Genomic DNA, 25,269 nt, shown 5'->3' with positions numbered 1-25,269 from the left:
GGCCCCGCTGGCGCCAAGTTGATGCGCGCGGCGCTCGTCCGCTTGCGCAAGCGGCTGTGACGGCTCAGCGGCCCGGATCGGGAGTCGTCACCCCCTCGACGCGCAGATTGCCGCCCTTCAGCTGCTTGCGCGTGTCGGTCCGGATCGTCCGCACGAACCATCCGTCACGGAATTCAACGTCGGCGTCGATCGCTAGCTTGCCGTCCCAGAACTGTCGCAGCCACACCCGCTCCTCGCACAGGTTGCGGTTGGACAGGCAGTACCGCAGGTCGTGGTCGCCTTCGGGCGAGCGGCACTCGATCAGCAGGTCGTCGCGGCCATCGAGGTTGAGGTCGGGGTGCATGACGCGGACGACGCCCTGGTCGGGGGCGAGCTTCGGCTCGCGCGTCTGTACCGCGCAGACGATGTCCGGCCAGCGCGGTGCGTCGGCGCCATCCTCGAACGAATCCAGCGGCAGCTCCATGCGGACCCAGCGGCCGTCGATTCGCTTGAGGACGTGCCATTGGTAGCCCGTCATCGAGGGCGCCTGACCGAACAGCCGGACCAGCAAGTAGTCGGGGAGCGGGCGGGTGGCGTCGCACTGGAGCGGCGCGACCGGGCCCAGTTCTTTACAAGTCGCGGTAACCGCTGCTCGCTCGGCATCGCCGAGCTCGAGGTTTGGGGCGAGCTCGCCGGGGATCTTCGCCGGGGATTCAAACGCCACGACGGACTTGGCGGGCGCCGCGTCAGGAGGATGCACGGCGTCCGCCACCGGGGCCGCCTGAGAGGCAGATGCTTCTGATTTGGGCGCGGGCGCCTCGGCCTCCGGCGGCCGCGGGTTGCAGGCGATCAACAATAGACCCATGAACGATTCACGGCGCATGCTCTTCATCCTCGGCGAGAGAGCCCCAGACGTCGTCGTCCTCGTCGACCTGCTCGTCGTCCGGTACATCTTCGAGATCTTCGCCGCCCTCTACGTCATCCGCCATGTGCTCGTCGTGGGCGGCCTCGAGATCGAGCAGGTCGTCGTCGTCGTCGTTCTGCGAACAGACGTCGCGGATCTGGTAGAGGTCGTGGAACAGCACCGGTGCGCCGTCGGCGAGACGGAGGGTCACCGTGCCGGGCGGCATGTAAGGCTCGGCCAGCAGGCCCTGGTCGTCAGTCTCGCCGAAGCGGGTCTCGCCGGCGACCGACAGCTCGTACGCCTGGCGGACGAGCGGCTGGCCCCACTCGTCTAGCAGACGGATCTCGAGCACGTGATAGGCCGGCGCGTGGGCCTCGGCGACAGGCAGCTTCAACATCCGCGCGATGGGATAGAGGCCGGCCCCTGCGGGCTCGCGTGCGAGCTCGTACCGATCTGCGAACGGGATCGCCAACAGCTGCGCCCAACGTCGTCCGTCATACCCGGGGTCGGCGCGCATCACCTCGCTGGCGTCGTAGAACTGGAGCGAGTCGAGTGAGGTCTCGTTGCGCTCCAGCCAATGCACGAACTCGGTCTTCGCCACCTCGAACAGGGCACCGAGCGTCTGCTCGCCGATGATCCCGTCCTCGAAGATGTCTGCCCGAAAGGCCAGGTTATACGTACGCTGGAACGCCTCGACGGCGCGCGCCGTGGCGGCGTCGGCGACGTCGGAGATGGCCGGCACCTCCGTGGGCCAGCCGCCCACGCGGTGGAGGTAGTCGAGGTAGCTCTGGCTGTCCTGCACCCGGCCGTGCGCGGCGGCGAGCTCGACCCACGCCTGCTGCTCGTCGCGCAGGAAGTGCAACACCGCGCGTGCGCGAAGTTCGCCGAAGTCCTCCGGCTCCCCCGCCTCCCGGTGACCAACGATCAGCCCGCCATGCTCAAGATGCTGCTGCCCATGGCGCAACCAAGCGACGAGCGCCGCCCAGGGGTGATGAGGACCGACCCGCGGCAGCAGCAACACGCTCGCAGGCATGTATGAGGTCCACGCGGGCTCAGAGGTGTAGACCTTCGGACGATGCACGACGAGCGTGGTGTGCTGCCCGGTCAGGATCGGGGTGCGCTCGACCGTGCCGTCCGCGCGCAGATTCACGTGGACCTCGCTGCTGCCGGACGACATGCAGCAGCGATCTTGCGGAGATCGCTAGGTTCCTGTCAAGCACGTTAAGACTTGCTATGCAAGCAGAGCGACGCCGAGAGACCTGTTTAGGCCACCGACGGCCGGCTCGCGCGCTCGGCCTCCCGCATGCCTTCACCGACAAGCGGCCCGCTGTATCGCGTCCACCCTCCGATGCTGAGCATGTAGATGCGGGGCGTACTCACGTCGAAGGCATGAGCGCGGCGAACGCGAAACTCACGATGCCTGCTACGCGTGCGCGCGAGTCCGCCTTCTGAAGGCCGGCGTAGCTCGAAGACGCGGGTTAGGCCAGATTCGGGATCCACCCTCGTCAGCTTCGACCCCATCGTCCGCGAGTTCGCCGACCGCCCAGTTGATCTTGGCCGGGCCCATAGTGCGCGCCGCAGCGCCCACGAATCGCCCGATCCTGCTCGTCCGCTCGGGCTTCTGCAGTTAGATTTCTTTACAGCTGCCCGCTGGACTATCACGCCAGGCGCCGCACGCTTTTCTCGAGAAATTCCCCATGACGACGCAACGAGGAAGAATCTCGACATCATGTTTGGTTGTGGCTGCGGCAGTGGGTTCCAACTTAGCGCAGGCGGGCGTGCCTCCAAGATTGGAAGAGAAAGACCAGCGTACAGTTGATGGAGAGACGACGCGCGACACGACCCTCCCGCGGAGGTTTCCAGATCCCTGTTGCGTTCAAGGTGACGGGTGCCGGGCGTTCGCTACGCAAGCGGAGATCACTCGTGAGAAGCAGGGTCACTTGGGGACGCTCGCGGGTCCACCAGCCCCACAATGCGACCGAAATCGCCACCTGTCGCCTGAGCCAATTGGCCGAACGCCTGATCGGCAGAGTTGGTCAAGGTTCGAGTCGTATCGATAACCGTTCCCTCACCGCCTCGCCCGGGTCCTTCTTCCTGCGCACAACATCGATGACCGGGCTGAACGGGCAGGACGGCTTTCGGCACGTCATGTACGATCCGCTTTACATCATTGATCCGGTCCTTGATCCAACCTGCTTCAGCCTGGCTGCAGATAAGCAGCGTGAATACCATCGTTCCTGCTCTGAGCACTCGCATCGTCCACTCCCCATTTCTGACGCAGAACGAGTCGTTATACGTTGCGCCCGAAACCCGGACAATTGCAGAATTGCCGCGAATCGGGCTCCTGCGGCAGTCTATGCCCCCTACGGGCCAGGAGACGGGGTAGCCGACCTCCGCAATGCTCGAAAGTGCGCCGCTCTCTCCGAGAACCGGTCCTACGCGAAAGCTTCGGTCATCGAAGCGGCTGACGCCGTCGACGAAATCCCCAAATGAACACTTCGAACACCTACGGGATCGCGGAGCCAACCAAGCCAGCGCAGGCGCACGGTTCGGCCGGCGGCTGCCAAAGTCGACGAATGGGTCCTCGCGCGCGCCCGCTGGGGCGATCGCGTCCGCCTCCAGAGCGCCGGCTCGCCCGTCAACCCTCTACGCCGCGCAAGTCATGTCGAGGGAATTTGCAGGCGCCTTTACCGCAAGGTCGGCATCCGCGCGAAGATGGGCCCACACGCGCTGCGACACGGAGCAATCCAGCGGATGAGCCTGGCCGGGGTCCCCCTCGACGTCATCCGGCAGATCACGGGACACGCAGACTTCCGGATCCTGCAGGAGTACCTCCACGACGATGTGGAGGCGACGGGCATGGTCAGCTCGAGATTGGCGGACCTTCATTTCGACCACGAGGCGGCCGCGTTTGGAGAAATACTGGAGAAGCCCTCCGGCGCGGAAGTGCACATCCTCGCAGAAGCGCGCCAAAGGTAGCGTAGCTACGCGTTGGACGAGAGAGACCTGTAAACGCGACGTAAACCGGCGGTAATTCCGCAGCAGGCCCCGTTGCCCGCGTCATGGCCGTTTGCTAGGTACGTACAACGAACGCATGGCTCTGCCTCGCTTCCTGGCGCCGCTCCTGACCGTCGTGCTCCTCGGCGCTGGCGGTTATTATGCTTACCAGCGCTTCGCCGTCGCCGAGGCGCCGAAGATCGAGTACCGGACGCAGCCGGTCGAGCGCGCGCGGCTGACCGCGACGGTCACGGCGAGCGGCACGCTTTCGCCGGTGAAGACCGTCGCCGTCGGCAGCCAGGTGTCGGGGCGGATCGTCGAGCTGTTCGCCGACTTCAACTCCGAGGTGAAGAAGGGCGACGTGATCGCTCGCATCGATCCGAGCCTGTTCCAGTCGGACCTGATGAAGACCAAGGCGAGCTACAAGTCGTCGCAGGCGGCGGTGACGCGGGCGATCGCCGACCGCGAGAACGCGCGCATCAACCTCGAGCGCGCCAAGCAGCTGTTCGCCGACAAGGTCGCGCCGCAGGCCGAGGTCGACGCCGCGGACGCGGCCTACAAGGTCGCCAAGGCCAGCGTGGAGTCGGCGCAGGCGGCCCTGGCGGTGTCCAAGGCGGCGATCGACACCGCCGACGTCAACCTGCTCTACACCACGATCCTCTCGCCGATCGACGGCGTCGTGATCTCGCGCGACGTGTCGGTCGGCCAGACGGTCGCGGCCTCGCTGTCGGCGCCGCAGCTGTTCTCGATCGCCGAGGACCTCAAGGCGATGGAGGTCCACACCAACGTGGCCGAGTCCGACGTCGGCGCGCTCAAGCAGGACATGAAGGTCCGCTTCACCGTCGACGCCTACCCCAACGAGCGCTTCTTCGGCACGGTGGCGCAGATCCGCAACTCGCCGCTGACGCTGCAGAACGTGGTCACCTACGACGCGGTGGTCCGCGTCGACAACGACGCGCTCAAGCTGCGCCCGGGCATGACCGCGAGCGTGACGTTCATCGTCGACGAGCGCCGCGACGCGCTGGCCGTGCCCAACGCGGCGCTCCGCTTCACGCCGTCGGACCCGAAGATCGCCGCGCTGGCGCCCAAGCCCGAGGGCGGCGAGCGCAGCGGCAAGCGCGGCGGCAAGCGCGGGGAAGACTTCGGCGAGGCCAAGGCCGAGGACGCGAAGACGGAGGCGCTCGAGGCCAAGGCCGAGGCCGCGGACGCCAAGGCCGTCGAAGGCAAGGCCGGTGCCGTCGAGGCAGTCGACAGCAAGAGCGAGGCCAAGGCCGGCGATGCCAAGGCCGACGCCAAGCCCGAGGACGCCAAGCCCGGCGACGCCAAGGCCGAGGCGCCGGCCGAGGAGAGCAAGGGCGAGCGGCGGCGGCGTCGCGGGCAGAGCTCGGAGCTCAACAACAACCGGACCGTGTGGGTGCTGGTCGACGGCCAGCCGAAGCCGGTGCAGGTGCAGATCGGGATCAGCGACGGCTCGATGACGGAGATCGTCGGCGGCGAGCTGACCGAGGGCATGCAGGTGATCGTCGGCGCGACCGGGGGCGAGACCGCGACGAAGGCGGCCACGACCTCGCCGTTCAACCCGATGGGCGGCGGTGGCGGTCGCGGCGGCGGCGGTGGTGGCGGCGGCGGTCGTCGCGGTGGTTTCTAGCCGGAGGGCGCGACGATGTCCGAGCCGATCCTGGAGGCCACCGATCTGGTCAAGACCTACAAGATGGAGGACGTCGAGGTCCGGGCGCTGCGCGGCGTGTCGCTGGCGGTCCGGCCGGGCGAGTTCGTCAGCATCATGGGCACCTCGGGCTCCGGCAAGTCGACGATGATGAACATCCTCGGCTGCCTCGACCGCCCGACCTCCGGCAGCTACAAGCTGGCCGGCAAGGAGGTGTCGAAGCTCGGGCGCGGCGACCTGGCCACCGTGCGCAACAAGGTGCTGGGCTTCGTGTTCCAGAGCTTCAACCTGCTGGCCCGCACCAGCGCGCAGGAGAACGTCGAGCTGCCGATGGTGTACGCCGGCGTCGGCGCGGCCGAGCGGCGCGAGCGGGCGATCGCCTCGCTGGAGAAGGTCGGCCTCGGCAAGCGGCTCGACCACACGCCGGCGCAGCTGTCGGGCGGCCAGCAGCAGCGCGTCGCCATCGCCCGCGCGATCGTCAACCGGCCCAAGGTCATCCTCGCCGACGAGCCGACCGGCAACCTCGACTCGCGCACCAGCATCGAGATCATGGCGCTGTTCCAGGAGCTCGGCCGCTCGGGCATCACCATCGTCCTCGTCACCCACGAGCCCGACATCGCCGAGTTCACCAGCCGCGTGGTGATGATGCGCGACGGCAAGGTGCTGTCCGACGTCACGCAGACGCCGGTCGACGCCCGCGAGGCGCTGGCCAACTTGAAGGAGGGGAATGAACCTCTTCAGCACCTTCCGCGTGGCCGTGCTGGCGCTCTTGCTCAACAAGATGCGCTCGTTCCTCACGGTGCTGGGCATCATCATCGGCGTGGGCTCGGTGATCGCGATGGTGGCGATCGGCGAGGGCGCCAAGGCCGAGGTCCAGCGCGCGTTCGACAAGATGGGCACCAACCTGCTGGTGATCCGCTCCGGCTCGGCGCAGACGAGCGGCGTGCGCGGCGGGGCGGGCTCGCAGCCGACGCTCTTGTGGACCGACGTCGACGCGATCCGCAAGGAGACGCTGTACGTCACCAAGGTCGCGCCGAGCCTGCGCCAGAGCGTGCAGATCCTCGGCGAGGGCAAGAACTGGACGACCTCGGCCGAGGGCACCACGCCGGAGTACTTCGAGATCCGCAACTGGAGCTTCCAGTACGGCGGGCCCTTCAACGAGCAGGACGTGACCACCAAGGCCAAGGTCGCGGTGCTCGGCGGCACCGTGGTCGACAACCTGTTCGGCAACGGGGCCGACGCCGTCGGCTCGACGGTGCGGATCAACAACGTGCCGTTCGAGGTCATCGGCGTGCTCGCGCGCAAGGGCCAGGCGGCCACCGGCCAGGACGCCGACGACGTGGTGATGGTCCCGGCCGGCACGTTCGCGGCCAAGGTCCAGGGCGGCCTGCGGCAGTACCTCGGCGGCAGCATCTACGTCGGCGCCGCCACGCCCGACGACACCCGCCGGGCCCAGGCCGAGATCACGACGCTGCTGCGCGCGCGCCACAAGCTGCGCGACGACGAGGCCGACGACTTCACCGTCAGCAGCCTGGCCGAGGCGGCCAGCGCCCGCCAGGAGGGCACCGAGACGATGACGCGCCTGCTCGCCGGCATCGCCCTCGTCAGCCTGCTGGTCGGCGGCATCGGCATCATGAACATCATGCTGGTCAGCGTGACCGAGCGGACGCGGGAGATCGGCCTGCGCATGGCGATCGGCGCCCGCCCGGGCGACATCCTGATCCAGTTCGTCATCGAGGCGGTGGTCCTGGCCTCGGTCGGCGGCCTCCTCGGCGTCGGCCTCGGCTTCGGCGTCGCCACCTACCTGTCGAGCGAGTTCGGCTGGGCGACCAAGATCGACCCGCAGATCGTCGCCCTCGCCCTCGGCAGCAGCGCGCTGGTCGGCATCGGCTTCGGCCTCTACCCGGCCCACAAGGCCTCGCGCCTCGACCCGATCCAGGCGCTCCGCTACGAGTAGTTCGCCTGCCCCTTCGGGCATGTCCCGCGGGACATCGTGCGAAAACGGGCCTCTCCCCGCCCCTGCGCGCGGCAGGCCCGGCGCGGGCGTTCGGCGCGGGTGTCGGGTATAGTCGGAGGTGATGCCCGTCGCCCCGCCGACCGACCTCGATCAGATGTTGCAGGTGCTCGCCGACGGCGGCGAGCAGGCCCGCGAGCACCTGCTCGACCACCTGCGCGCGCTGGTGTCGCAGGGCTCGCCGGCGGCGTTCTCGCTGCGCGCGGCGCTGATCAAGATCCTCTCGGCCGACTCGTCGGGCCGCGTCGACGACGAGGAGCACCCGGGCTCGTGGACCCGCTCGTGGCAGATGTCGGCGCTGGTGGTGGTCGCCGGCGACGACGCCGAGGCGCGCGCGCTGATGGACATGGCCAGCGACCGCGCCCGCGAGCCCAACCGGTGGGTCCGCTACTGGACGGTGGTGACCGCCAACGAGCGCAAGGAGCACCACGCGTGGACGCTGGCGCGCGCGCGGGCGCTGGCCGAGGACACCGGCGAGCGCCTGCAGCTGCGCTGCCTCGGCTGGGCGCTGCTGGCGGCCGACCACGAGGACCGCGACGCGGTCGCGGCGCTGCTGTGGTGCATGGAGGGCGCGCCGCAGCCGGTGCCGGCGGGCAATCGCTACCTGGTCGAAGGGCCAGTCGACCCGACGCACGCCCAGAGCGCGGCGCTGCGGGCGCTGCGGGCCACGCCGCTGGCGCAGGCGTTCGACGGCGTGCAGGCGATCGTCGACGCCGCGCCGTTCGCCTCGTACACCTGGGACGCGGTGTCGGTGATGGCGCGCTTCGGCGGCACCTCGCGCGCGGCCGAGGCGTCGCACACGCTGGCGCGCTTCGTCGTCACCAACCGGCGCCGGCGCGAGTACTACGACATGGTCGGCCTGGCGGTGCGGGCGATCGGCCGCCTCGGCATCGCCCAGACCGACTTGCTGATGGCCGAGCTCGACAGCGCCAGCCCCGGCGTCGCGTTCGAGGCCGCCGGCGCGCTCGAGCTGCTGCTCACCACGTCGCGCGCGGTCGAGCGGATCCTCGACGTCGCCACCATCAGCGCCGACCGCGACGACAAGCTGGCGTCGGCGCTGCGCAGCATGCAGCGCGCGGCGGTGGTCGAGACGCTGGCGGCCGGGCTGCGCTGCGGCAACATGACCCGAGAGACAGCTGCCCGCCGGCTGCTGATCGAGCTCGGCGGCTCGGTGGCGATCGACCGCCTGCAGATCCGCCACCAGGACCTCGAGAGCCGGCGCAAGGTGGTGGCCGACCTCGACGACCGCCAGCGCGAGCACATCCGCTGGATCGCCCTCGGCGACGGCGTGGCCACCTGGATCTCGGTCGGCATGTGGATCGTGGTGTTCATGGTCGGCGTCACCGCGATCTCGGCCGGCCTGCTGCTGACGTTCCGCCAGGGCTACGACGCGTTCCAGGCGGTGGTGCTGGCCGGCGCCGGCACCGTGTTCACCCTGCTCGGCAAGGTCGGCTACCAGGGCCGCCTGGTCGAGGTCGCGGGCGCCCGCGCGGCCGCCCGCCTGGCCGTGTTCAACGGCTACCAGCGCCGCCTGCAGCAGGTCGACCTGGTGCTGGCGCAGCGCTTCATCGACGGCGTCCAGGTCAGCGCCGAGGACCTGCGCGAGCTGTCGGCCCTGGTCTCGACCGCCCAGACCGAGGCGCAGTCGTCCCTGCTGGCCCTGATCCCGAGCGACAAGGAGGCCGACGCGCTGCAGAAGCGCCTGGCCGCGGTCGGCCAGTCGCTGCAGGGCGGCGACTCTTAGGATGGCCTCGCGGACATGCTCTGAAGCGCATGTCCTTTCAGACATGTCCGTCAGAACATGCTGGCGCCGGCCGGCACGGACGCGCCGGCGCCCTGCCCGCTCACTCGGCCGCGACGACGCGGACCGGGATGCACTCCTCCTCCTCGTACTCGACCTCGACGGCCAGGCACGTCTCGCCGACGGCCACGCCGACGAGCACGAAGTTGTGGGCCCCGGGGTCGCCTCGGACAGGAGGATGTCGCGGTCCTGGCTCTTGAGCGCCAGCGCGTCCTTGTTGGTGAACTCGATGCGGGCGCTGCTCTCGATGGTGACGTGGACCGAGACCGCGATGCCGGCGGGGATCTCGATGTCCTCGCCGGTCAGGCGCACGGGCACCGGCGGCTGGCTGCGCAGCTCGAAGGTGACCGTCTGGTAGCGCGGGCCGCAGGCGGCCAGGGTCGCTGCCGCGGCCAGGGCGGCGAAGGCGGAGGCGAAGCGGGTCACAGCACACCTCCCGTGGTGTCGGTCGTGCTCGTCGCGTCCGTCGTCGCGTCCGTCGTCGCGTCCGTCGTCGCGTCCGTCGTCGCGTCCGTCGTCGCGTCCGTCGTCGCGTCCGTCGTCGCGTCCGTGCCGGTGGTGGTGAGCGCCTCGCCCTCGACGGTGATCGCGAGCTCGGCGGCCAGTTCTCCGAGGCTGGCGCGCACGGTCGTGGTGCCGGTGGTGCGGGCGCGCACGATCACGTGGCCGTTGCCGGTGCCGACCACCTCGAGGACGCCGTCGTTTGCCAGCTCGAAGGTGAAGTCGAGCAGGCCGGCGAGCACGTAGTCGTCGGAGTCGCGGGTGATCGCGTCGAACTGCAGCTCGCTGCCGGGCGCCATCGTGTACGCGGTGTAGTCGACGCGCTGGTGCTGGATCGCCACCTCGGCCGGCGCCGTCGCGTGGATGTGGATCAGGTCGCCGACGGCGCTGTCGGGCAGCAGCGCCAGCACGGCGGTGTAGCCGGCGGCGACGGCGGTGAAGATCTCGCCCTTCAGGGCCAGGCGCTCGGCCGAACTGGTGCGGAGGTCGGGCGGGGGCCGCGAGAGATCTTCGTTCCAGGTGTAGTCGAGCTCGAAGCGGCCGCCGACGGCCACGCGGGCCGGGAAGTTGCCGACGGACTCGCCGTCGGGACAGGCGGGATCGTCCTCGCCGACGCAGCGGTAGTGGAACTCGCCGTTGCCGAGCTCGCCGGGCCCGGGCTGGGGGTCGTAGGGGCATCGCTGCAGTCGTCGAGGCACCCGCCGAGGGCGAGCAGCCCCGCCAGCAGCAGCGGGCGGGAGGAGGAACATGTTCTTGAGGACATAAGCTTAAGGACAGGTCGTAACGGTCAGGCGGCGACGCCGCCAGCGTCGCCTCACGATCTTGACCGGGCGGCGAGACGGCCGCAAGGGAGGCCGGGCGACCCCGACGCGGATTTCGGGCGCGCATCGTGCGCGGCGCCGCTCGCCCGCCGTGTCACTTGGTTGTCACCAAGGTGTCACGTTCTCTCGCCTTTTTGCGCCCTTCCTGTGACTGACAGACCGCTCGACCCCGCGTAGATTTCCGAGCGCAGGCGGCCTCCTGGCGGCCTCGACCGAGGAGAACCCCCATGGAGGCGATGTTCCACGGACTCACGACGACGACCGGAGTCCTGCTCGTCGTCTCGCTCCTCATCGCGTTCGGGTTCGAGTTCGTCAACGGCTTCCACGACACGGCCAACGCGGTGGCGACGGTGATCTACACCCGCTCTCTGCGGCCGTGGACCGCCGTCATCCTGTCGGGGATCTGCAACTTCCTCGGCGTGTTCGTCGGCGGGCTCGCGGTCGCGCTGAGCATCATCCACCTGCTGCCGATCGAGCTGCTGGTGTCGAGCGGGGTCGGCCTCGGCCTGGCGATGATCCTGTCGCTGCTGCTGGCGGCGACGCTGTGGAACCTGGGCACCTGGTACTTCGGCCTGCCGTCGTCGAGCTCGCACACGATGATCGGCGCGATCCTGGGCGTCGGCCTCGCCAACTCGATGCTGCCGGGCCACGAGTTCGGCGCCGGCGTCAACTGGGCCAAGGTGTCGGACGTCGGCATGGCGCTGCTGCTGTCGCCGCTGATCGGCTTCACCCTCGCGGCGCTGCTGCTGCTGGCGTCGAAGCGGCTGATCCGCGACCCGCAGCTGTACCGCGCGCCGCTCGGCTCGCGCCCGCCGCCGCCGTGGATCCGCGGCATCCTCATCTTCACCTGCACCGGCGTCAGCTTCGCCCACGGCTCCAACGACGGCCAAAAAGGCGTCGGCCTGGTGATGCTGATCCTGATGGGCATCGTCCCGGCCGGGTTCGCCATCAACCTGGCGCTGAGCGAGCCGCAGATGCGCGAGGCCAGCGCGGCGGTGGTGACGATCCACGACGCGCTCGGCTCGGCTGCGACCTCGGCGCCCGACGTGCGCAAGAAGCTCGACGAGGTCGAGGACGAGCTGCAGTCGCTCAGGGCCACGCTCGGCACGGCGTCGCGGCCCGAGCAGGTGCCGGCCGAGCTGCGCTTCGCGGTCCGTCGCGACGTGCTGCTGATCGACTCGACGCTGAAGAAGCTCGACCAGTCGGGCGCGCTGGTGCTGCCCAAAGAGCAGGCCAAGCGCGTCAAAGAGGCGCGCGCCGACCTGCGCGAGCTGACCGACTACGCACCCAACTGGGTGCTTTTTTGTGTCGCGCTGTCGCTCGGCATCGGCACGATGGTCGGCTGGAAGCGGATCGTCGTGACCGTGGGCGAGAAGATCGGCAAGGAGCACCTGACCTACGCGCAGGGCGCCTCGGCCGAGCTGGTGGCGATGAGCACGATCGGGATCTCCGCCGGCCTCGGCTTGCCGGTCAGCACCACGCACGTGCTGTCGTCGGGGGTCGCAGGCACCATGGTCGCCCAGCGCGCCGGGCTGCAGGCGGCGACGGTGCTGAAGATCGCGTCGGCGTGGGTGCTGACGCTGCCGGCGTCGATGCTGCTGGCCGGGGTGCTGTTCCTGGTGTTCCGCGCGATGCTCTGTTAGCGCGGCGCCGCGCCCGGGGAGCGGCTACAATGCGCGCCGGAGGTCGCTTCGATGCGCAACAGGTCCTGGATGCTCGTGCCCGTGTTCGCCGTCGCGGCTGTCGCTTGCGACAAGTCGACCACGCCGCCCGACGCCGACGTCGGCGGCACCTACGTCGTCACCCGCGAGACGCCCTTCTTCGACAGCGGCTGCGAACAGGACCGCCTCGGCGACGGCAAGCTGGCCAAGAAGACCCGCTTCACCCTGGTCGCCGCCCGCCCCGGCTGCTGGACGATCAAGCTCGAAGACGAGGACGAGACCTACATCGTGCCGACGCAGCACGTGCGCGCGGAGTGACTTCGTCGCGTCGGCCGCCGCGCCGGCTGCGACCGATGAGGTCCATCGTCCCGCGGACGGCCAGTGAGCGAGCGACGGCTCGCCGCTTCGGCCGCCGCGCCGCTGATCACGGCGACCCGTCTCGTCGCATTCGCGACGAGCGAAGGATGATTCGGGCCCGCTCGGCCGCGGACGAGCGAGCGACGGCGCTTCCCGTCGCCCGCTCGGTGACACGCGTCGTCCGCCCGGCTGCGAGGCGCGACCGCCTCGGCCGTCGCAGCCAAGGCCGCTGACGCGGCGGCGCGTGCCGCTCTCTCGCCGAGCACCCCGGCCGGCGTCGCATCCAATCGACCTGCGCCCCGCGGATCGCCGACGCTCGATCGCTGCGCCTCGCCCCGTCACTGCGGCTCGCCGCGTGGTCCGCGGCACAGCGGCGAGGCGCCCGCGGTAGCCGGACGAGGACTTGGTTTCAGACTTCCCCCGGGACGTCGCGGCTGCCGCGGCTCCAGGGAGCGAGATGGTGCGACGCACGTGCTTGGCCGGTCTCCTGGCCCTTGGGACAGCTTGCGACCTCGTCGCTGCGCCGCCGCCTCCGCCGCCCTGCGGCGCGCCGGGCGACGCGCCGTGTCCGTTCGGGACCCAGTGCGAGGACGACCCCGACGCCGACTGCGACCCCCTGCGCGCCGCCTGCCCCGGCCGCTGCGAGGCGGTCCCGTGCGACGAGTCGCTCGGGCTCACCTGCGCCGAAGGACAGGCCTGCATCGACGACCCGCACGACGACTGCCAGACCTTCGTCGGCGGCCCGCTGTGCCCCCAGGTGTGCGCCGAGCTGCCCAGCCCGATCCTGTGCGCCGAGCCGGGTCGCACCTTCGTGTCGCACAGCCAGGACCTGTGCGAGCAGATCCTGTTCATCTGCGAGGTCGGGTGGGTCCCGTTCTACAACAGCTGCGGCTGCGGCTGTCAGTTCCTCGGCTGAGCGGAGGGCCAGTGATTCGGGCTCGCACGCGGTCTCGCCACGCAGGTCACGCGCCCGCCGGGCGCGTCTCGGGCTAACCCGTCCAGCGAGCGACAGCCCGTGCGACGGGCCGCACGAGCCCGAATCACTGGCCCTCCGCTCGCCGTCACGTCATGTCCCTGAGGACATGTCCTCCGGGACATTCATGCGAGCGCCTCACTCCGACCCGCGGAACAGCCCGCTCATCGACAGCTCGAGCTGGCTGCGCACCAGGCCGAGGATGCTGTCGACCTCCGCGCGCTCGACCTTGAGCTGGCGCTCCAGCAGCGCCTGCGTCCCGCGCAGCAGGGCCTCGCGGCCGCGCGTCACCCAGCGGGCCGCGGTCGCCCGGTGGACGCCGTAGACCGCGGCGATCCGGTCGATGCTCAGGCGGTCGAGGAAGTACAGGCGCAGCACGTTGCGCTCGTCGGTGCCGAGGCCGGCGAGCGCGTCGCGCAGCGCCTGCTCGACCTCGCGGCGGTACTGCGACTTGAGGAACGACAGCTCGGGGTCGGGCGACGCGGGGTGCTGCGCCTCGTCGAGCTCCGGCGCCGGCACGAGCCGGTCGGCGCGCGCCTGCTCGCGGAAGTTGAGGGCCATGCGCACCGCGGCGACCCGCAGCCACCCGCCGAGCGGGCCCCGGCCGGCGTAGTCGCCGATCTTCGCCGGCGCGCCGGCGCGGCCGACCAGCAGCTTCTCCCACAGCGCCTGGCGCAGGTCGTCGCGCTGGGCCGCGGGCACGTTGCGGCTCTTCAGCACCGCCTCGAGCTCGGCGCCGTGGCGGGCCTGGATCGCCGCCGAGGCCCCGGCGATCCGCAGCCAGCAAGCGCACGCGAGGTAGAAGTCGGCCGCGTGCGCTGCCGCGAGCTCGGCGGCGTGGCGCTCGGCGTGGGCGCCGAACGCCTCGGGCGCGAGGTCGAGGTCGGGCCAGGCGGCGCGCCCGTCGGCGTAGATGCGGGCCTGCAGCGCCACGCGATCGGGGTCGGCTGCTGGCGCGCCCCCGGACGCGTCGTCGGCGGTTGACTCGTCGCGCATCGCCGGGCGGACGATACTGCCCGGCCCCCGGGCCGTAAAGCCGCGCTCGCGCGCCTTCTGCGTCGCTGGCGCCCGCGCAGCGCGAGCTCGCCTCTTCATGACCGCGAACCAGTCACTCGTCGGTGTCGCTCGCCTCGGCGTCTCTCCGAGGGAGTCGCGCCTCAGCGCGCCTCCAGGCCCGCCAGCACCTCCGCGATACCGACCGCCTCCGGTGCTGGGATTCCGAGCGCCGCGGCGTAGATGGCGTGCGCGCGCGGTACTTCTCGCGCACCTCAGCGCGCCTCCGCAGCGCCTCTCCGTGGGAGTCGCGCCTCAGCGCGCCTCCAGGGCCCCCAGCTCCTCCGCGATGCCGACCGCCTCCGGGTGCTGGGCCCCGAGCGCGGCCGCGTAGATGGCGTGCGCGCGGCGGTACAGCTCGCGCGCCTCCGCGGTCGCTCCGGCGTCGCGGCGCAGCTGCGCGAGGTTGTAGACCACCGAGCCGACCTCGAGGTGACCGGGCCCGAGCGAGCGCTCGAAGGCCGCGAGCGCGCGCGCGAACAGCTGCTCGGCCGCGAGCGGCGCGCCCATGTCGAGGCGCAGCAGCGCCAGGCTGTTGAGGCTGGCGGCCGTGCGCGGGTGGTCGGGCCCGAGCGCGCGCTCGGAGATCGCCAGCGCGCGGGTCTGGAGGCGCAACGACTCGTCCACCGCGCCGCGGGCCCGCTGGACGACCGCGAGGTCGTGCAGGGTCTCGCCGACGCCGGGGTGGTCGGGCCCGAGCGCGCGCTCGGAGATCGCCAGAGCGCGCTCGTACAGGCGGACCGCGTCGTCCAGCGCCTCCTCGCCGTAGCGCACGCCGGCGAGGTTGTGGAGGATCATGGCCACGTCGGGGTGCTCCGGCCCGAACACGCGCTCCTCGATGGCGAGCGCGCGCTCGTAGAGGTCGCCAGCGGCCGCGAGCTCGCCGAGCGCGTGGCGGGCCGCGGCCAGGCCGACCAGGCTGCGCGCGACGTCCGGGTGCCACGGGCCCAACTCCCGCTCGCGCACCGCCAGCGCGCGCGTGCAGGCGCGCCGCCTCGGCGTAGTCGCCGACGACGTCGTCGACCGCCGCGAGTCGGCTGTCGAGGTGCGCCTCCTCGAGCGGCGAGGCCCCGGCGTGCAGCGCCAGCTGGGTGTGGGCCGAGCGCGCCCACACCCGGCCCTCGGCGGGCCGCGCCGCCGCGTAGCCGACCACGTAGGCCAGGTCGGTCGTGATCGCCAGGGCCAGGCCGCGCGCCCGCGCCTCCTCGGCGGCCGCCAGGGCGCGGAGCAGGCCCGCCTCCGCGGCCGGGTAGTCGCCCCGCTTCTCGTGCAGCCCGGCGGCCCGGAACTCGGCCTCGCCGACCAGCCCCGGCAGGCCCGAGGCGCGCGCCGCCCCGACCGCCGCGCGCGCGGCCGTCAGCGCCGCGTCGTAATCACCCACGGCCTGCAGCGAGCGCGCCCCGGCCAGCCTGACCCGCAGCTCGCGGGCGGCGCTGCGCTGCGCCTGCGGCACCTCGGCCCGCTCGCGCAGCGCCGCCGGCTGGGTGCACGCCGAGGCCGGCGCCAGCTCGGCGGCGGCGTTGGTGGCCTGCGTCAGCACCACCCCGTCGGCGTCGCGCAGCTCGTCGACCAGCGCGACGAAGCCCGCGCGCGCCTCGGCCAGGCAGTCCTCGGCCCGCGCGCGCAGCTCGGCGTCCCAGCTCGCCTCGACCGTGTGCGCCCGACAGGCCGCCTCGGCCGCCCCGCGCCAGTCCGCGGCCCAGCCGTCGAGCCACGGCACGGTGCGGGCGAAGGTCGCCGGCGCGAACGCCTTGCCGGTGGCCAGGAACGACCGCTCGACCTCGGCCCGCGCCGCCGCGCCCCACACCTCGTCGATGCGCGCCCCCGCGGCCACACACGCCGCGACGCGACCCGCCAGCTCGCGCGCCTGCACTTGCTGCCAGCCCCACGCCGAGAGCGCGACGACCAGCCCCGCGAGCCCCAGCAGCAGCGCCGCCCGCCGCCGCCGCGCCCCCGCCAGCCCGCGCCCCAGCGCGTCCAGCAGCGCCGTCATCGAGGCGTGCCGCCGCTCCGGCGCGCGCGCCAGGCCGATCGCCAGCGGCGCGCGCAAGCCCGCGGGGATCCGCTCGACCCGCGCGACCTCCCGCCCCGGCGCCGTGCCGGCCAGCGCCCCCGGCGTGAACGGCCGCACCCCCTGCAGCGCCTCGTACAGCGCGACGCAGAAGGCGAACTGATCGCTGCGCGCGTCCGCCAGGGCCCCCTGCCACAGCTCCGGGGCCATGTACGCCGGCGTGCCGAGCAGCGCCCCGGTGCGCGTCATGGCCTCGCTGGCGGTCGGCAGCGGCCGCGCCGGATCGAAGGTCTCCTCGACGCTCGCGGTCGCGGCCACGCGCACCAGCCCGAAGTCCGACACGCGCGCGCGCCCGTCGCCGCCGACGAGCACGTTGTCGGGCTTGAAGTCGCGATGCACGAGCCCCGCGCCGTGCAGCGCCGCGAGCCCGCGCCCGGCCGCCACGAACATCGCCACGATCTGCGCCGGGTCGCGCCGCTCGCTGGCCAACCATTGCCGCAGGGTGCCGCCCTCGACGAACTCCATGGCGAGGAACACCTGCCCCTCGAAGCGCCCGGCGTCGAACACGGTGACGATGTTGGGGTCCGACAAGCGCGCGAGCGCCTGCGCCTCCCGCAACAGCCGCGCCGCCGCGGCCTCGCGCGTGGCCCCTGCCAGCAGCCCGTGGTGGACCAGCTTGAGCGCGACGCGGCGATCGAGCTCGGGATCGTAGGCGGCATAGACGGTCCCCATCGCGCCGGCGCCGACGAGGTGCAGCACGGTGTAGCGACCGACCCGATCGCCGGCGAACAGATGCCGCTGCGCACCCCGGCGGGTCGAAGGCGACACGGTCGGCGAATCCTCGAGATCTTCCAAAGGCGCGAGCGGCGAGCGCGAACCATGTTCCACGGCGCCCACGCGCACGAGCGCACCGGACGACGCGCCCGACCTGTCCGCCGGATCATCCACGCGCCCGAGCAACGAGCGCGCTCCTTCTTCCCGACCCTCCCCACGCCCAGGCGCACCGGCCGGCGCGCGCGACCTGTCCTCCGGGCCATCCACGTGCGCGAGCGCGGCGAGCAGCTCGCGGCACGCGTCACACCGATCGAGGTGCGAGGCCACCGCGGCCTGCTCCGCGGGCGACAACCGCCCCGCGCTCAGCGCGTCGAGGGTGTGCTCGGCGAGGCAACCCGCGCCGAAGCCGGTCATCTCCCCGGCCATGGCCACGCGCTCCTCTCCCTCGCCCGCGGGCACGGAGCAGCGCCGCCGAGCCCTCGCTCGCCGCCTTCCCCGCTCTCGCCTGCCCGCCCCGCCATCGCCCTCGCGCCGCGACGATAACAAGGAAGCGACGCGATCGCGGCGCGCGAGGTCGTCCGCGCCGCGTGGAACTGCGCGTCGACATGTCCCGAAAGACACATACAATGGGGCCCTGCCCGATGCTCGAGCTCGCCGACGAGGAATAACCCCGTGAGTCCGTCCGCCCCCGTCACGCTTGCCAGTACCACCATTCCAGCGCGCCGAACCCGACGCACGCGGCTCGCCGCCTGGGCGTCGCATCGTCGCCCGATCGCTCGTGCTGCCCCATATCGACGACAATCGGATGAGCCGATGATTGGACCGACCCTCGCTCGGCATTGTCTCGCGGCCTCGCGACCTCGACGCACGGTGAACGTCGTGGATCCACGGCAGAGGAGCTGTGGAGAGGCGCTCGCCGATCGTGTAGCGTCTCCCGGTGCCTCGCAGCGCGCTCACGCTCGTGCTGGCCGTGCTCGCGGCTTGCGTCACGCCGACTCCGCCGGTCCGCGAGCCCGTCGCGCAGACCCGAGACGAGGCCTCGCCGCCGGGACCTGTCGCTCCCCTGCCGCCCGAGCCTGCTCTGCCACCGGAGCCCGCGCAGCTCCGTGTCGTGAACCAAAACAAACTGTCCACCCTGCGTGTTTCGCCCCGGATCCCGCTGCCGCTCGACTTTCACCTCGCGGCCGTCGGTATGGGCGAGATCGGGGTGCACGCCGAGGGGCCCTCCGTCGCGCTGATCGCCACGCTCCCCTACCCCGTCGGGACCGACGGGGTCCCGCGGCCGCTCCCTCATGACATTCGCGGCCTGCGCCCGCTGGATCCCGGGGGTCATTGGCGGCGGGAGCTCGGGGTCGTCGACGTCGCGGGCAGCTTCTCCCGCCCGAATGACGCCTGGCTGATCCTTCGCGCCGAGCACCTCGATATCGCCCTCAATATCGTCCCTGATGCCATTCCATGCGGTCGGCCGATGCGTCACGCCGTCCCGCTCGCGCATCGCTGGATCGGGGACGGATGGAGCGCCGTCCACACACGCAGCGGCGCATGGACCCGCACGTACCAGTCCTTCCTGGTGCGCGGTGACACGATCTTCGCGCGAACACGGCTCTATCGCCTGCCCGATCCGGAGGCGGTGATCGTCAAGCCCGGCCCTGGTGGACGAATCCCGACCCGGAGCGGCGACCTGCACGTGCTTCGCGGCTCGCAGCCGCCTCTGCGCGATCCTCCCGGCTCCGTGCCGGATTCGCGGGAAGTCAGCACGCCTGCCGGAGCGCTCTACCGAATCGACCAGCGTTGCTCACCCGTCCGCGGCGGCGAGGGCTCCCTTGCTCACCCAACCCCGACATCAAGGGCCCCCTTTGCACGCCCGAGTTGCTCCACTGGCCGGCAGGTGCCGCCGATCCCGTGCGAACCCCCCTCCCCGACGTCGTCGCGGCGGATTCCTGGCTCCCGCTCCGGCTCGCGGTGCTCCCGGACGGCGTCGCCATATTCGGGTGGGTCCGCGTCGAGGGATCGGAGCACCCGCTCTCCTACCTCGCGGTCGGTACGGCCGGCGCGCTGCGCCGGATCCCGCTCCGCCACGAGGGTCACGCGATCGAGGGATGGGTCAAGGCGCTCCTACCTCGCCCCGGCGGCGAGTTTTGGCTGGTCATGAGCGGAACCCTGTGGCTCCTCGACGCGAAAGGCGACATTCACCCCTTCGATGTCCCGACGCCGCGGCTGCCCGACCCGACCGACTGGGCGTGGCGAGGCGCCGCGAAGGGCTGGCTCCGCGTCGGGCCTGAATCACCCGAGGAGTTCGATCACCCCACGCTCGATGTCGAGAGCATCGCCGTCGGCGGCGACGACATCTGGCTCACGCTGAAGGGTGCCAACAGCGGCGGGGGATTCACTGCCGTCCTCAAGACCGGCCCTCACGGCGCGCCGGTCGTCTTGCCCAGCGCCGGTCACATTCAGGGACGGGTATGGAGCCACCACGAGGGCCCCAGGGCCCTGCAGCTGCTCGCCGACGGCTCCGACGAAGCGCTGCGCAGCTTCGAAGCCACCGTCTTGCCCGGCCTGCGCTCCCTCGCCCCACTGCTTCAGATCTACCTCGCGCGCGACGGCACCCGCCGATCGGTCGTCGCCCTCGTCGCCCCGAAGGCCCTGCGTCCGTCGCTCGTGACCGACATTGCTGCCGTCCTGGGCGCCGAACCGACGGTGGTAAGCCCGCCGCCGGAAGTCGAGCGAATGCTGTACGACGCCGTGCGGAAGTGATCGCAGAGGACGACCACGCCGCTCCGAGCCTCCGTTGGTTCAGCGCGCCGCCATCACATTATTCAGACTCTCGGCCAGCGTCGGGTGGGCGAACGTCGCGTCGCGCAGCGTCGACGCCGTCAGCCCGCCCATCATCGCCACCTCGAGCACCGACATCAGCTCGCCCGCCGCGACCCCGAGGATCGTCGCCCCGAGGATCCGCTCCGTCTCGGCGTCGATCACGATTTTGATAAAGCCGCGGGCCTCGTCCATCTCGAGCGCGCGCGCGACTCGGTCCATGCCCATCCGCGCCACCCGGATCGGGCGCCCCTGCTTGCGCGCCTCGGTCTCCGACAGGCCCACCCGCGCCAGCTCCGGATCGGTGAACACCACATACGGCACCATCCGCCCGCGGATCGTCGCGTCTCCGTTGCCCAGCAGGTTGGTGTGCAAGATCCGGTAATCGTCGTATGCGATGTGCGTGAACGCCGGCCCGCCCTTCACGTCGCCGACCGCGAACACTCCCTCGGCGCTCGTCGCCAGGCGCTCGTCGACCTTCACGTGGCCGCGCGGATCGACCTCGATCCCGCCCGCCGCCAGATTCAATAAGTCGGTGTTGGGCGTGCGCCCGGTCGCCAGCAACAGGTGCGACCCCGCGAGCCTTCGTTCGCCGTCCCGCGTGTCGCACGTCAGCGCGATCGGCTCACCGTCCCGCGTCACGCGCCGCGCCTGGCTCTCGAGCCAGATCTCGATCCCCTCGGCCGCCAGCACCTCGTGGATCGCCGCCGCCGCGTCGGCGTCCTCGCGCGGCAGCAGTTGCTGGGTGCGCTGCACGATCGTCACCCGGCTGCCGAAGCGGCGGAACATCTGCGCGAACTCGAGGCCCACGTACCCGCCGCCGAGGACCAGCAGGTGCTCCGGCAGCGTCGCCAGCCCTAGCATGCCCGCGTGGTCCAGCCACGGCACCTGCTCGAGGCCTTCGAGGTGCGGCACCGCCGTGCGCGCGCCGGTGTCGATCACCACCACGTCGCCGGCGATCCGGCGCGAGCCGCTCCCATCATTCAACACGACCTCGAGCTGCCGTGGGCCGACGAAGCGGCCGGCGCCGAACATCAGCTCGACGCCCGGCTGGGCCTCGAGGGCCGCACGGCTCGAATCGGCGAATTGACGCACGATCCGGCGCGTCCGCTCGCGCACCTGCGCCATGTCGACGCTCACCGCCGCCGTGTGCACCCCGAAGTCGCCCGCGCGGCGCGCCAGGTGGGCCACCCGGGCGCTCGCCACCATCGTCTTGGTCGGCGTGCAGCCGGTATTGACGCAGGTCCCGCCCACGTGCGCCCGCTCGACGAAGGCCACCCGGCGACCCGCCGCCGCGAACGCCAGCGCGAGGGGCTTGGCCGCCTGGCCGGAGCCGAGAATCACCACGTCGTAGCGGTCCATCGCCCGGAGGGTGACCGCGAATTCCCGTCAAGACAACCGGGCGGCCGCTCCGCCCCCCGCCGGCGAGAGCTCGCCTCGACCTCGTGCATCGTCTTCCTGACCTTCGATGGTTCGGCGGATCGAGCTCGCTCCCCGCGCTGCGCCCTCGCCATATCGGCTACAGTCGCCCGCAGCATGACCTCGGCGCGCTATCCCCAGCCCAACGCCTTCACCCCGCTCCGCACCGCGCACCTCGGCGGCAAGCGGGCTGCCGGCGTCAAGGATGTCCTCGCCGCCGGCGAGCTCGTCCTGACCAGCGGCCGCCTCGTCGCCTGCGATCCGCTGATTCAGCCCGAGCGGTCCCCGTTCACGCGCCCCCTCGTCCCGGGCAGCTACCCCGTCTATTTGTTCGTCGCCAAAGCCGGCGGCACCATCGGCTTCGCCGAGGTCAGGCTCGGCGCCGCCGCGGTCGTGCGCTTCGAGATGGCCGCCCTCCCCGGCCAGGACGCCGCCACGCTCGGCCCGCGCGAGACCTTTTGTTATCCCGTCGACACCGGCCTCGGCTGCTTCGCCGACGAGGTCGCGCTGATCCGGCTGCGCGAGGCCGACGCCGCGCGGCGGCAGCACCCGGACGACCCCGGCTATTACGACGCGGTCGTCCGCCCCGGCCTTTTGGCCAATGGTGGCACCTGGCTGAATCACCGCCCCGCGCCCGACGCCGCCGACAACGTGGTGTTCTTCCGCTCCGGCGACGGTGACGGCAGCTACCCGACCTGGTTCGGCCTCGACGCCGACGATCGAGTCGTCTGCGTCGTCACCAGCTTCCGCTGCTTCCCCGAGCCCGAGACCGCCGAGGACAAGCAGGCCAGGCTCGCCGAGGGGTTCGCCCCGCTGATCGCCGCGGTCGAGCGCGACATCGGCGAGGGCCTGCGCGCGCGCGGCTTCGTCGGCCCCGAGGCGACCTACAAGCTCAAGGACCGCGAGCTCAAGCTCGTCTACACCCGCGACGGCCTGAGCTTCGAGGTGCTGAGCTCGGCCCACGACAATTACCACCTGTTCACCACCCAGTTCCGCTGGGCCCGCGGCCGCGCCACCCTGGACGTCGGCAACGAGCACCGCAAGGCCGGCATCGAGCTCGACCTGAAGCCGGGGATCGCCGTCGGCGACGCCGCCTTCCTCCACGCCGCTCGCCTCGGCGCCTCGTACACCGCCCACTGGGACGCCCTCGAGCCGGCGGTGCTCGGCTACCTGCCGGTCAAGCGCAAGAAGTAGGCTGTCCCTGGAGACCTGTCCCTGCAGACAGATCATGCCATTGCCTCCGCCCGAGGGCGCGCGGCCTCAGCCCGGCGGCGGCGGCGGCGGCGGCTTCTCGAAGCAGACGCCGATCTCCAGGATCATGTAGAGCAGCACCAGCTCCTGCGGGTTCAGGCCCGGATGGTTGTCGCTCAGATTCTCGAACGTGCTGTACATCATCCGGCCGCAGCCGTACTGGCCGGTGATCGCCATCGGCCGGATCATCTGCGGGTTCGAGCAGCTCGCGCACGGGCCCTCGACCCACGTGTGGTGGCCGACATCGACGTCCTTGCCCTCCATGTCCTGGACGATGACCGGCGAGATGAGGTCGATGCCCGAGTAGTTGAGGCGCGTCAGGATCCCCGGCAAATTGTTCAGCGTCGGGTTGCCGCCGCCGATGTCCTTGAGCGCGGGCGGCAGCGCCTGCAGCCACGCGAGCAGCTCGGGGTCGACCACCAGGCCGTTGGAGTCGTAGGCCGGCTGGATGTCCGGCATCGCCGGCGCGTGGAACTCCTGGTAGTCGGGGAACGGCTGCTCGATGTACTCGTTCGAGTGATCGGTCGCGTACCACTTGCCGCCGCCGGCCACGTACGCCTTCACGTTCTCGCGGCGCGAGTCCGGCACCGTCGGCGCGCCCGGCCAGAACTTCGTCGTCGCGCACGGTACGAAGATGATGTGGTACTTGTTCATCTCCGTCAGGTTCTCGAGGAACACCGGCGAATCGTCGTTGATGAGCGTGAAGTTCTGGGTCCCGCCGACGAGCGAGCCGTCGCCCGCGACCTGGCCGAGGCCGAACTTGGCCAGCACGTTCTTCACCTTGTCGGGGTCGGTGTCGTAGACCGCAATGCGGGGGATCCACATCCCCGCGTCCGGGTTCCATTGCCCGGGCAGGTTGGTCTGATCGGCGGCCAGCGCCGTCGCCCCGGGCGCGATCTCGAGGTCGACCACGCGCAGGAACTGGCCCTTCTGTACCACCAGCTTCTGGTTCGGCCCCGAGACCACCGGCAGCGAGAAGGTCCCGTCGGGCGCAGTGAACGCGCTGGGCGTGTCGCAGGCCAGCTTGACGCACTCCGCGCAGTAGGCCCCGTCGGTCGGCGGCTCCACGGGATCGCTGGTGACGTAGACCAGGGCCCCGGAGATCGGCAGCTGCAGGTTCGGCGCGTAGACCGTGCCCGTGAGCATGGCGTCGGGGGTGAAGCTGCAACCATCGGTCTCGCTGCCGCCGAGGTCCGAGCCGCCGACATCGAACTTGGGCCCGCTGGGATTCCCGGTGGTCGGCGCCTCGGTGGTGGTGCTCGTGCCCTCGCTGGTGCCGCCCTGGCCGGTGGACGTCGAAGTGCCGTCCGAGGTGCCGGTCGAGGTGCCGTCCGAGAGCGTGCTCGGGAGAGAGGTCGAAGTCAGGGGACCCGGCGAGGTCGCCTGCGTCGCGGTCTGCCCCGCGCCGTCGTCGGAGCAGCCGGCGGACAGCGCCGCGACCAACGAGAGCGCCCGCCAGGAGGCCGCGGAGCGCATGCGAAGCCGATCGTCACATCGATGCACGAGGCCCACGGTACACCCTGCTGCTCCGGGACGTCCACTGCCACGAGGCCGGCGACGAGAAGTTTCTCCGTGAGTTCCATGCAGCCAGCGCTCGCACGGATCGGAGCCTGACCTGCCATACGGCGCCTCACCCGCATGCTCTCGTCGGCGAGGCACGGCAGCCGCGGCGGTCCGCTCCGTCGCCGACGTCCAGTGCGCCCGTGGGGTCGCCATGACGCTCGATGCGACGGAGGCACCACGAGCTTCGGCTCGAGCCCCGAGCGCGCCCCGGAACGACGGATCGTCGGCGAGTGCTTCGCGTGGCGACGCCCGGAATTCATATTCACCCAGTCTCTCGGCCCTCGCCGGCTGCCGCGCGGACGGCCGCCGCGTCGCTCGCGGCTGCTCCGGAGAAGCATCGAGACACGGCTTCACGTGCGCTTCGTCCCCGTCGAATCATCGGAGTCGCGGCCCTTCACGTCACCCCCTGCGAGTGATGCGATTGTCTGCGGTCGAACCTCGCCGTCCGAGCTCCGGCGCCAAGGACACCGACCCGACGCGCAAGAACTGACAACCACTGCTCCGCGACAGCATTCTATTCTTCTAAAAATGAAAAATCGCCGAGCGCCCCGCCGGGCGGGGCGCTCGGCGCGGGGCTCAGCCGTGATGGCTGGTGCCGGCCTTGACCTTGCTCTTCGTCTTCATCGGGACCTCCTCCGGGAATCGAGTCTACTCGCCCCGCCGCGGCCGACGAGGACCGCCTTTGCGCGCGCTCGTCGGCGCTCCGCCGCGTG

The 25,269-nt window shown here is 71.3% G+C and carries 17 protein-coding genes and 3 pseudogenes; 11 read left to right on the top strand and 9 right to left on the bottom strand.

Annotation, left to right across the window (positions count from 1 at the left end):
* Nucleotides 1–64: 64 nt before the first annotated feature.
* The 3 genes from OV079_RS50390 to OV079_RS50380 form a co-directional block, all read right to left on the bottom strand.
* Nucleotides 65–862: a hypothetical protein gene (locus tag OV079_RS50390; protein WP_267777672.1), complete on the bottom strand. Its 798-nt coding sequence runs from the start codon at nucleotides 860–862 to the stop codon at nucleotides 65–67.
* A complete protein-coding gene (locus OV079_RS50385; RefSeq protein ID WP_267777671.1) occupies nucleotides 852–2,060 on the bottom strand; it encodes a peptidoglycan-binding domain-containing protein in 1,209 nt (402 codons plus the stop codon). The genes OV079_RS50390 and OV079_RS50385 overlap by 11 nt, the downstream gene beginning before the upstream one ends.
* Nucleotides 2,061–2,800: 740 nt before the next feature.
* A complete protein-coding gene (locus OV079_RS50380) occupies nucleotides 2,801–3,115 on the bottom strand; it encodes a hypothetical protein (protein ID WP_267777670.1) in 315 nt (104 codons plus the stop codon).
* Between the two features lie 345 nt (nucleotides 3,116–3,460).
* On the opposite strand from OV079_RS50380, the pseudogene OV079_RS50375 reads away from it, so the two are divergent.
* The 6 genes and pseudogenes from OV079_RS50375 to OV079_RS50350 all read left to right on the top strand — a co-directional run.
* Nucleotides 3,461–3,862: pseudogene (locus OV079_RS50375) on the top strand (tyrosine-type recombinase/integrase); the annotation flags it as partial.
* Between the two features lie 115 nt (nucleotides 3,863–3,977).
* Nucleotides 3,978–5,528 (top strand): efflux RND transporter periplasmic adaptor subunit, encoded by a 1,551-nt coding sequence (locus OV079_RS50370; protein WP_267777669.1) that lies wholly within the window; start codon nucleotides 3,978–3,980, stop codon nucleotides 5,526–5,528.
* 15 nt (nucleotides 5,529–5,543) lie between these two features.
* Nucleotides 5,544–6,242: pseudogene (locus OV079_RS60020) on the top strand (ABC transporter ATP-binding protein); the annotation flags it as partial.
* A gap of 31 nt (nucleotides 6,243–6,273) precedes the next feature.
* Complete coding sequence (locus tag OV079_RS50360; protein ID WP_267777667.1) at nucleotides 6,274–7,503, top strand: ABC transporter permease; 1,230 nt, start codon at nucleotides 6,274–6,276, stop codon at nucleotides 7,501–7,503.
* Between the two features lie 121 nt (nucleotides 7,504–7,624).
* Complete coding sequence (locus OV079_RS50355; RefSeq protein ID WP_267777666.1) at nucleotides 7,625–9,304, top strand: hypothetical protein; 1,680 nt, start codon at nucleotides 7,625–7,627, stop codon at nucleotides 9,302–9,304.
* 277 nt (nucleotides 9,305–9,581) lie between these two features.
* On the top strand, nucleotides 9,582–9,719 hold the full coding sequence (locus tag OV079_RS50350) for a hypothetical protein (protein WP_267777665.1): 138 nt from the start codon (nucleotides 9,582–9,584) through the stop codon (nucleotides 9,717–9,719).
* A 64-nt stretch (nucleotides 9,720–9,783) separates the two neighbouring features.
* On the opposite strand, the gene OV079_RS50345 is transcribed toward OV079_RS50350, so the two are convergent.
* Entirely contained in the window at nucleotides 9,784–10,611 is an 828-nt protein-coding gene (locus OV079_RS50345; RefSeq protein WP_267777664.1) for a hypothetical protein, read from the bottom strand.
* A gap of 308 nt (nucleotides 10,612–10,919) precedes the next feature.
* Between OV079_RS50345 and OV079_RS50340 the strand changes: the two genes are divergently transcribed.
* From OV079_RS50340 to OV079_RS50330, 3 genes are all read left to right on the top strand, one after another.
* Entirely contained in the window at nucleotides 10,920–12,326 is a 1,407-nt protein-coding gene (locus OV079_RS50340) for an inorganic phosphate transporter (RefSeq protein ID WP_267777663.1), read from the top strand.
* 51 nt (nucleotides 12,327–12,377) lie between these two features.
* Nucleotides 12,378–12,662: a hypothetical protein gene (locus tag OV079_RS50335; RefSeq protein WP_267777662.1), complete on the top strand. Its 285-nt coding sequence runs from the start codon at nucleotides 12,378–12,380 to the stop codon at nucleotides 12,660–12,662.
* Nucleotides 12,663–13,176: 514 nt separating this feature from the next.
* Nucleotides 13,177–13,617, top strand: a complete 441-nt coding sequence (locus tag OV079_RS50330; protein WP_267777661.1) for a hypothetical protein — start codon at nucleotides 13,177–13,179, stop codon at nucleotides 13,615–13,617.
* A gap of 195 nt (nucleotides 13,618–13,812) precedes the next feature.
* Here OV079_RS50330 and OV079_RS50325 read toward each other — a convergent pair whose 3' ends face one another.
* The 3 genes and pseudogenes from OV079_RS50325 to OV079_RS60010 all read right to left on the bottom strand — a co-directional run.
* On the bottom strand, nucleotides 13,813–14,670 hold the full coding sequence (locus tag OV079_RS50325; RefSeq protein ID WP_267777660.1) for a sigma-70 family RNA polymerase sigma factor: 858 nt from the start codon (nucleotides 14,668–14,670) through the stop codon (nucleotides 13,813–13,815).
* A 312-nt stretch (nucleotides 14,671–14,982) separates the two neighbouring features.
* Nucleotides 14,983–15,693, bottom strand: coding sequence for a tetratricopeptide repeat protein (locus tag OV079_RS60015; protein WP_420829605.1), 711 nt, complete (start codon nucleotides 15,691–15,693; stop codon nucleotides 14,983–14,985).
* Between the two features lie 1,162 nt (nucleotides 15,694–16,855).
* Nucleotides 16,856–17,926 (bottom strand): annotated as a pseudogene (locus OV079_RS60010) (serine/threonine-protein kinase); the annotation flags it as partial.
* Between the two features lie 1,488 nt (nucleotides 17,927–19,414).
* On the opposite strand from OV079_RS60010, the gene OV079_RS50315 reads away from it, so the two are divergent.
* Complete coding sequence (locus OV079_RS50315; RefSeq protein ID WP_267777659.1) at nucleotides 19,415–20,266, top strand: hypothetical protein; 852 nt, start codon at nucleotides 19,415–19,417, stop codon at nucleotides 20,264–20,266.
* A 39-nt stretch (nucleotides 20,267–20,305) separates the two neighbouring features.
* Here OV079_RS50315 and OV079_RS50310 read toward each other — a convergent pair whose 3' ends face one another.
* Nucleotides 20,306–21,685, bottom strand: a complete 1,380-nt coding sequence (locus OV079_RS50310; protein ID WP_267777658.1) for a mercuric reductase — start codon at nucleotides 21,683–21,685, stop codon at nucleotides 20,306–20,308.
* Nucleotides 21,686–21,859: 174 nt separating this feature from the next.
* On the opposite strand from OV079_RS50310, the gene OV079_RS50305 reads away from it, so the two are divergent.
* Nucleotides 21,860–22,936 (top strand): DUF4241 domain-containing protein, encoded by a 1,077-nt coding sequence (locus OV079_RS50305; RefSeq protein ID WP_267777657.1) that lies wholly within the window; start codon nucleotides 21,860–21,862, stop codon nucleotides 22,934–22,936.
* 66 nt (nucleotides 22,937–23,002) lie between these two features.
* On the opposite strand, the gene OV079_RS50300 is transcribed toward OV079_RS50305, so the two are convergent.
* Nucleotides 23,003–24,469, bottom strand: coding sequence for a hypothetical protein (locus OV079_RS50300; protein ID WP_267777656.1), 1,467 nt, complete (start codon nucleotides 24,467–24,469; stop codon nucleotides 23,003–23,005).
* Nucleotides 24,470–25,269: the final 800 nt, after the last annotated feature.

Origin of the sequence: Nannocystis pusilla (assembly GCF_026626665.1) — a bacterium.
Lineage (GTDB): Bacteria > Myxococcota_A > Polyangia > Nannocystales > Nannocystaceae > Nannocystis > Nannocystis pusilla.
The sequence above is the reverse complement of the archived record's forward strand: the minus strand, read 5'-3'. Positions and strand labels throughout refer to the sequence as shown.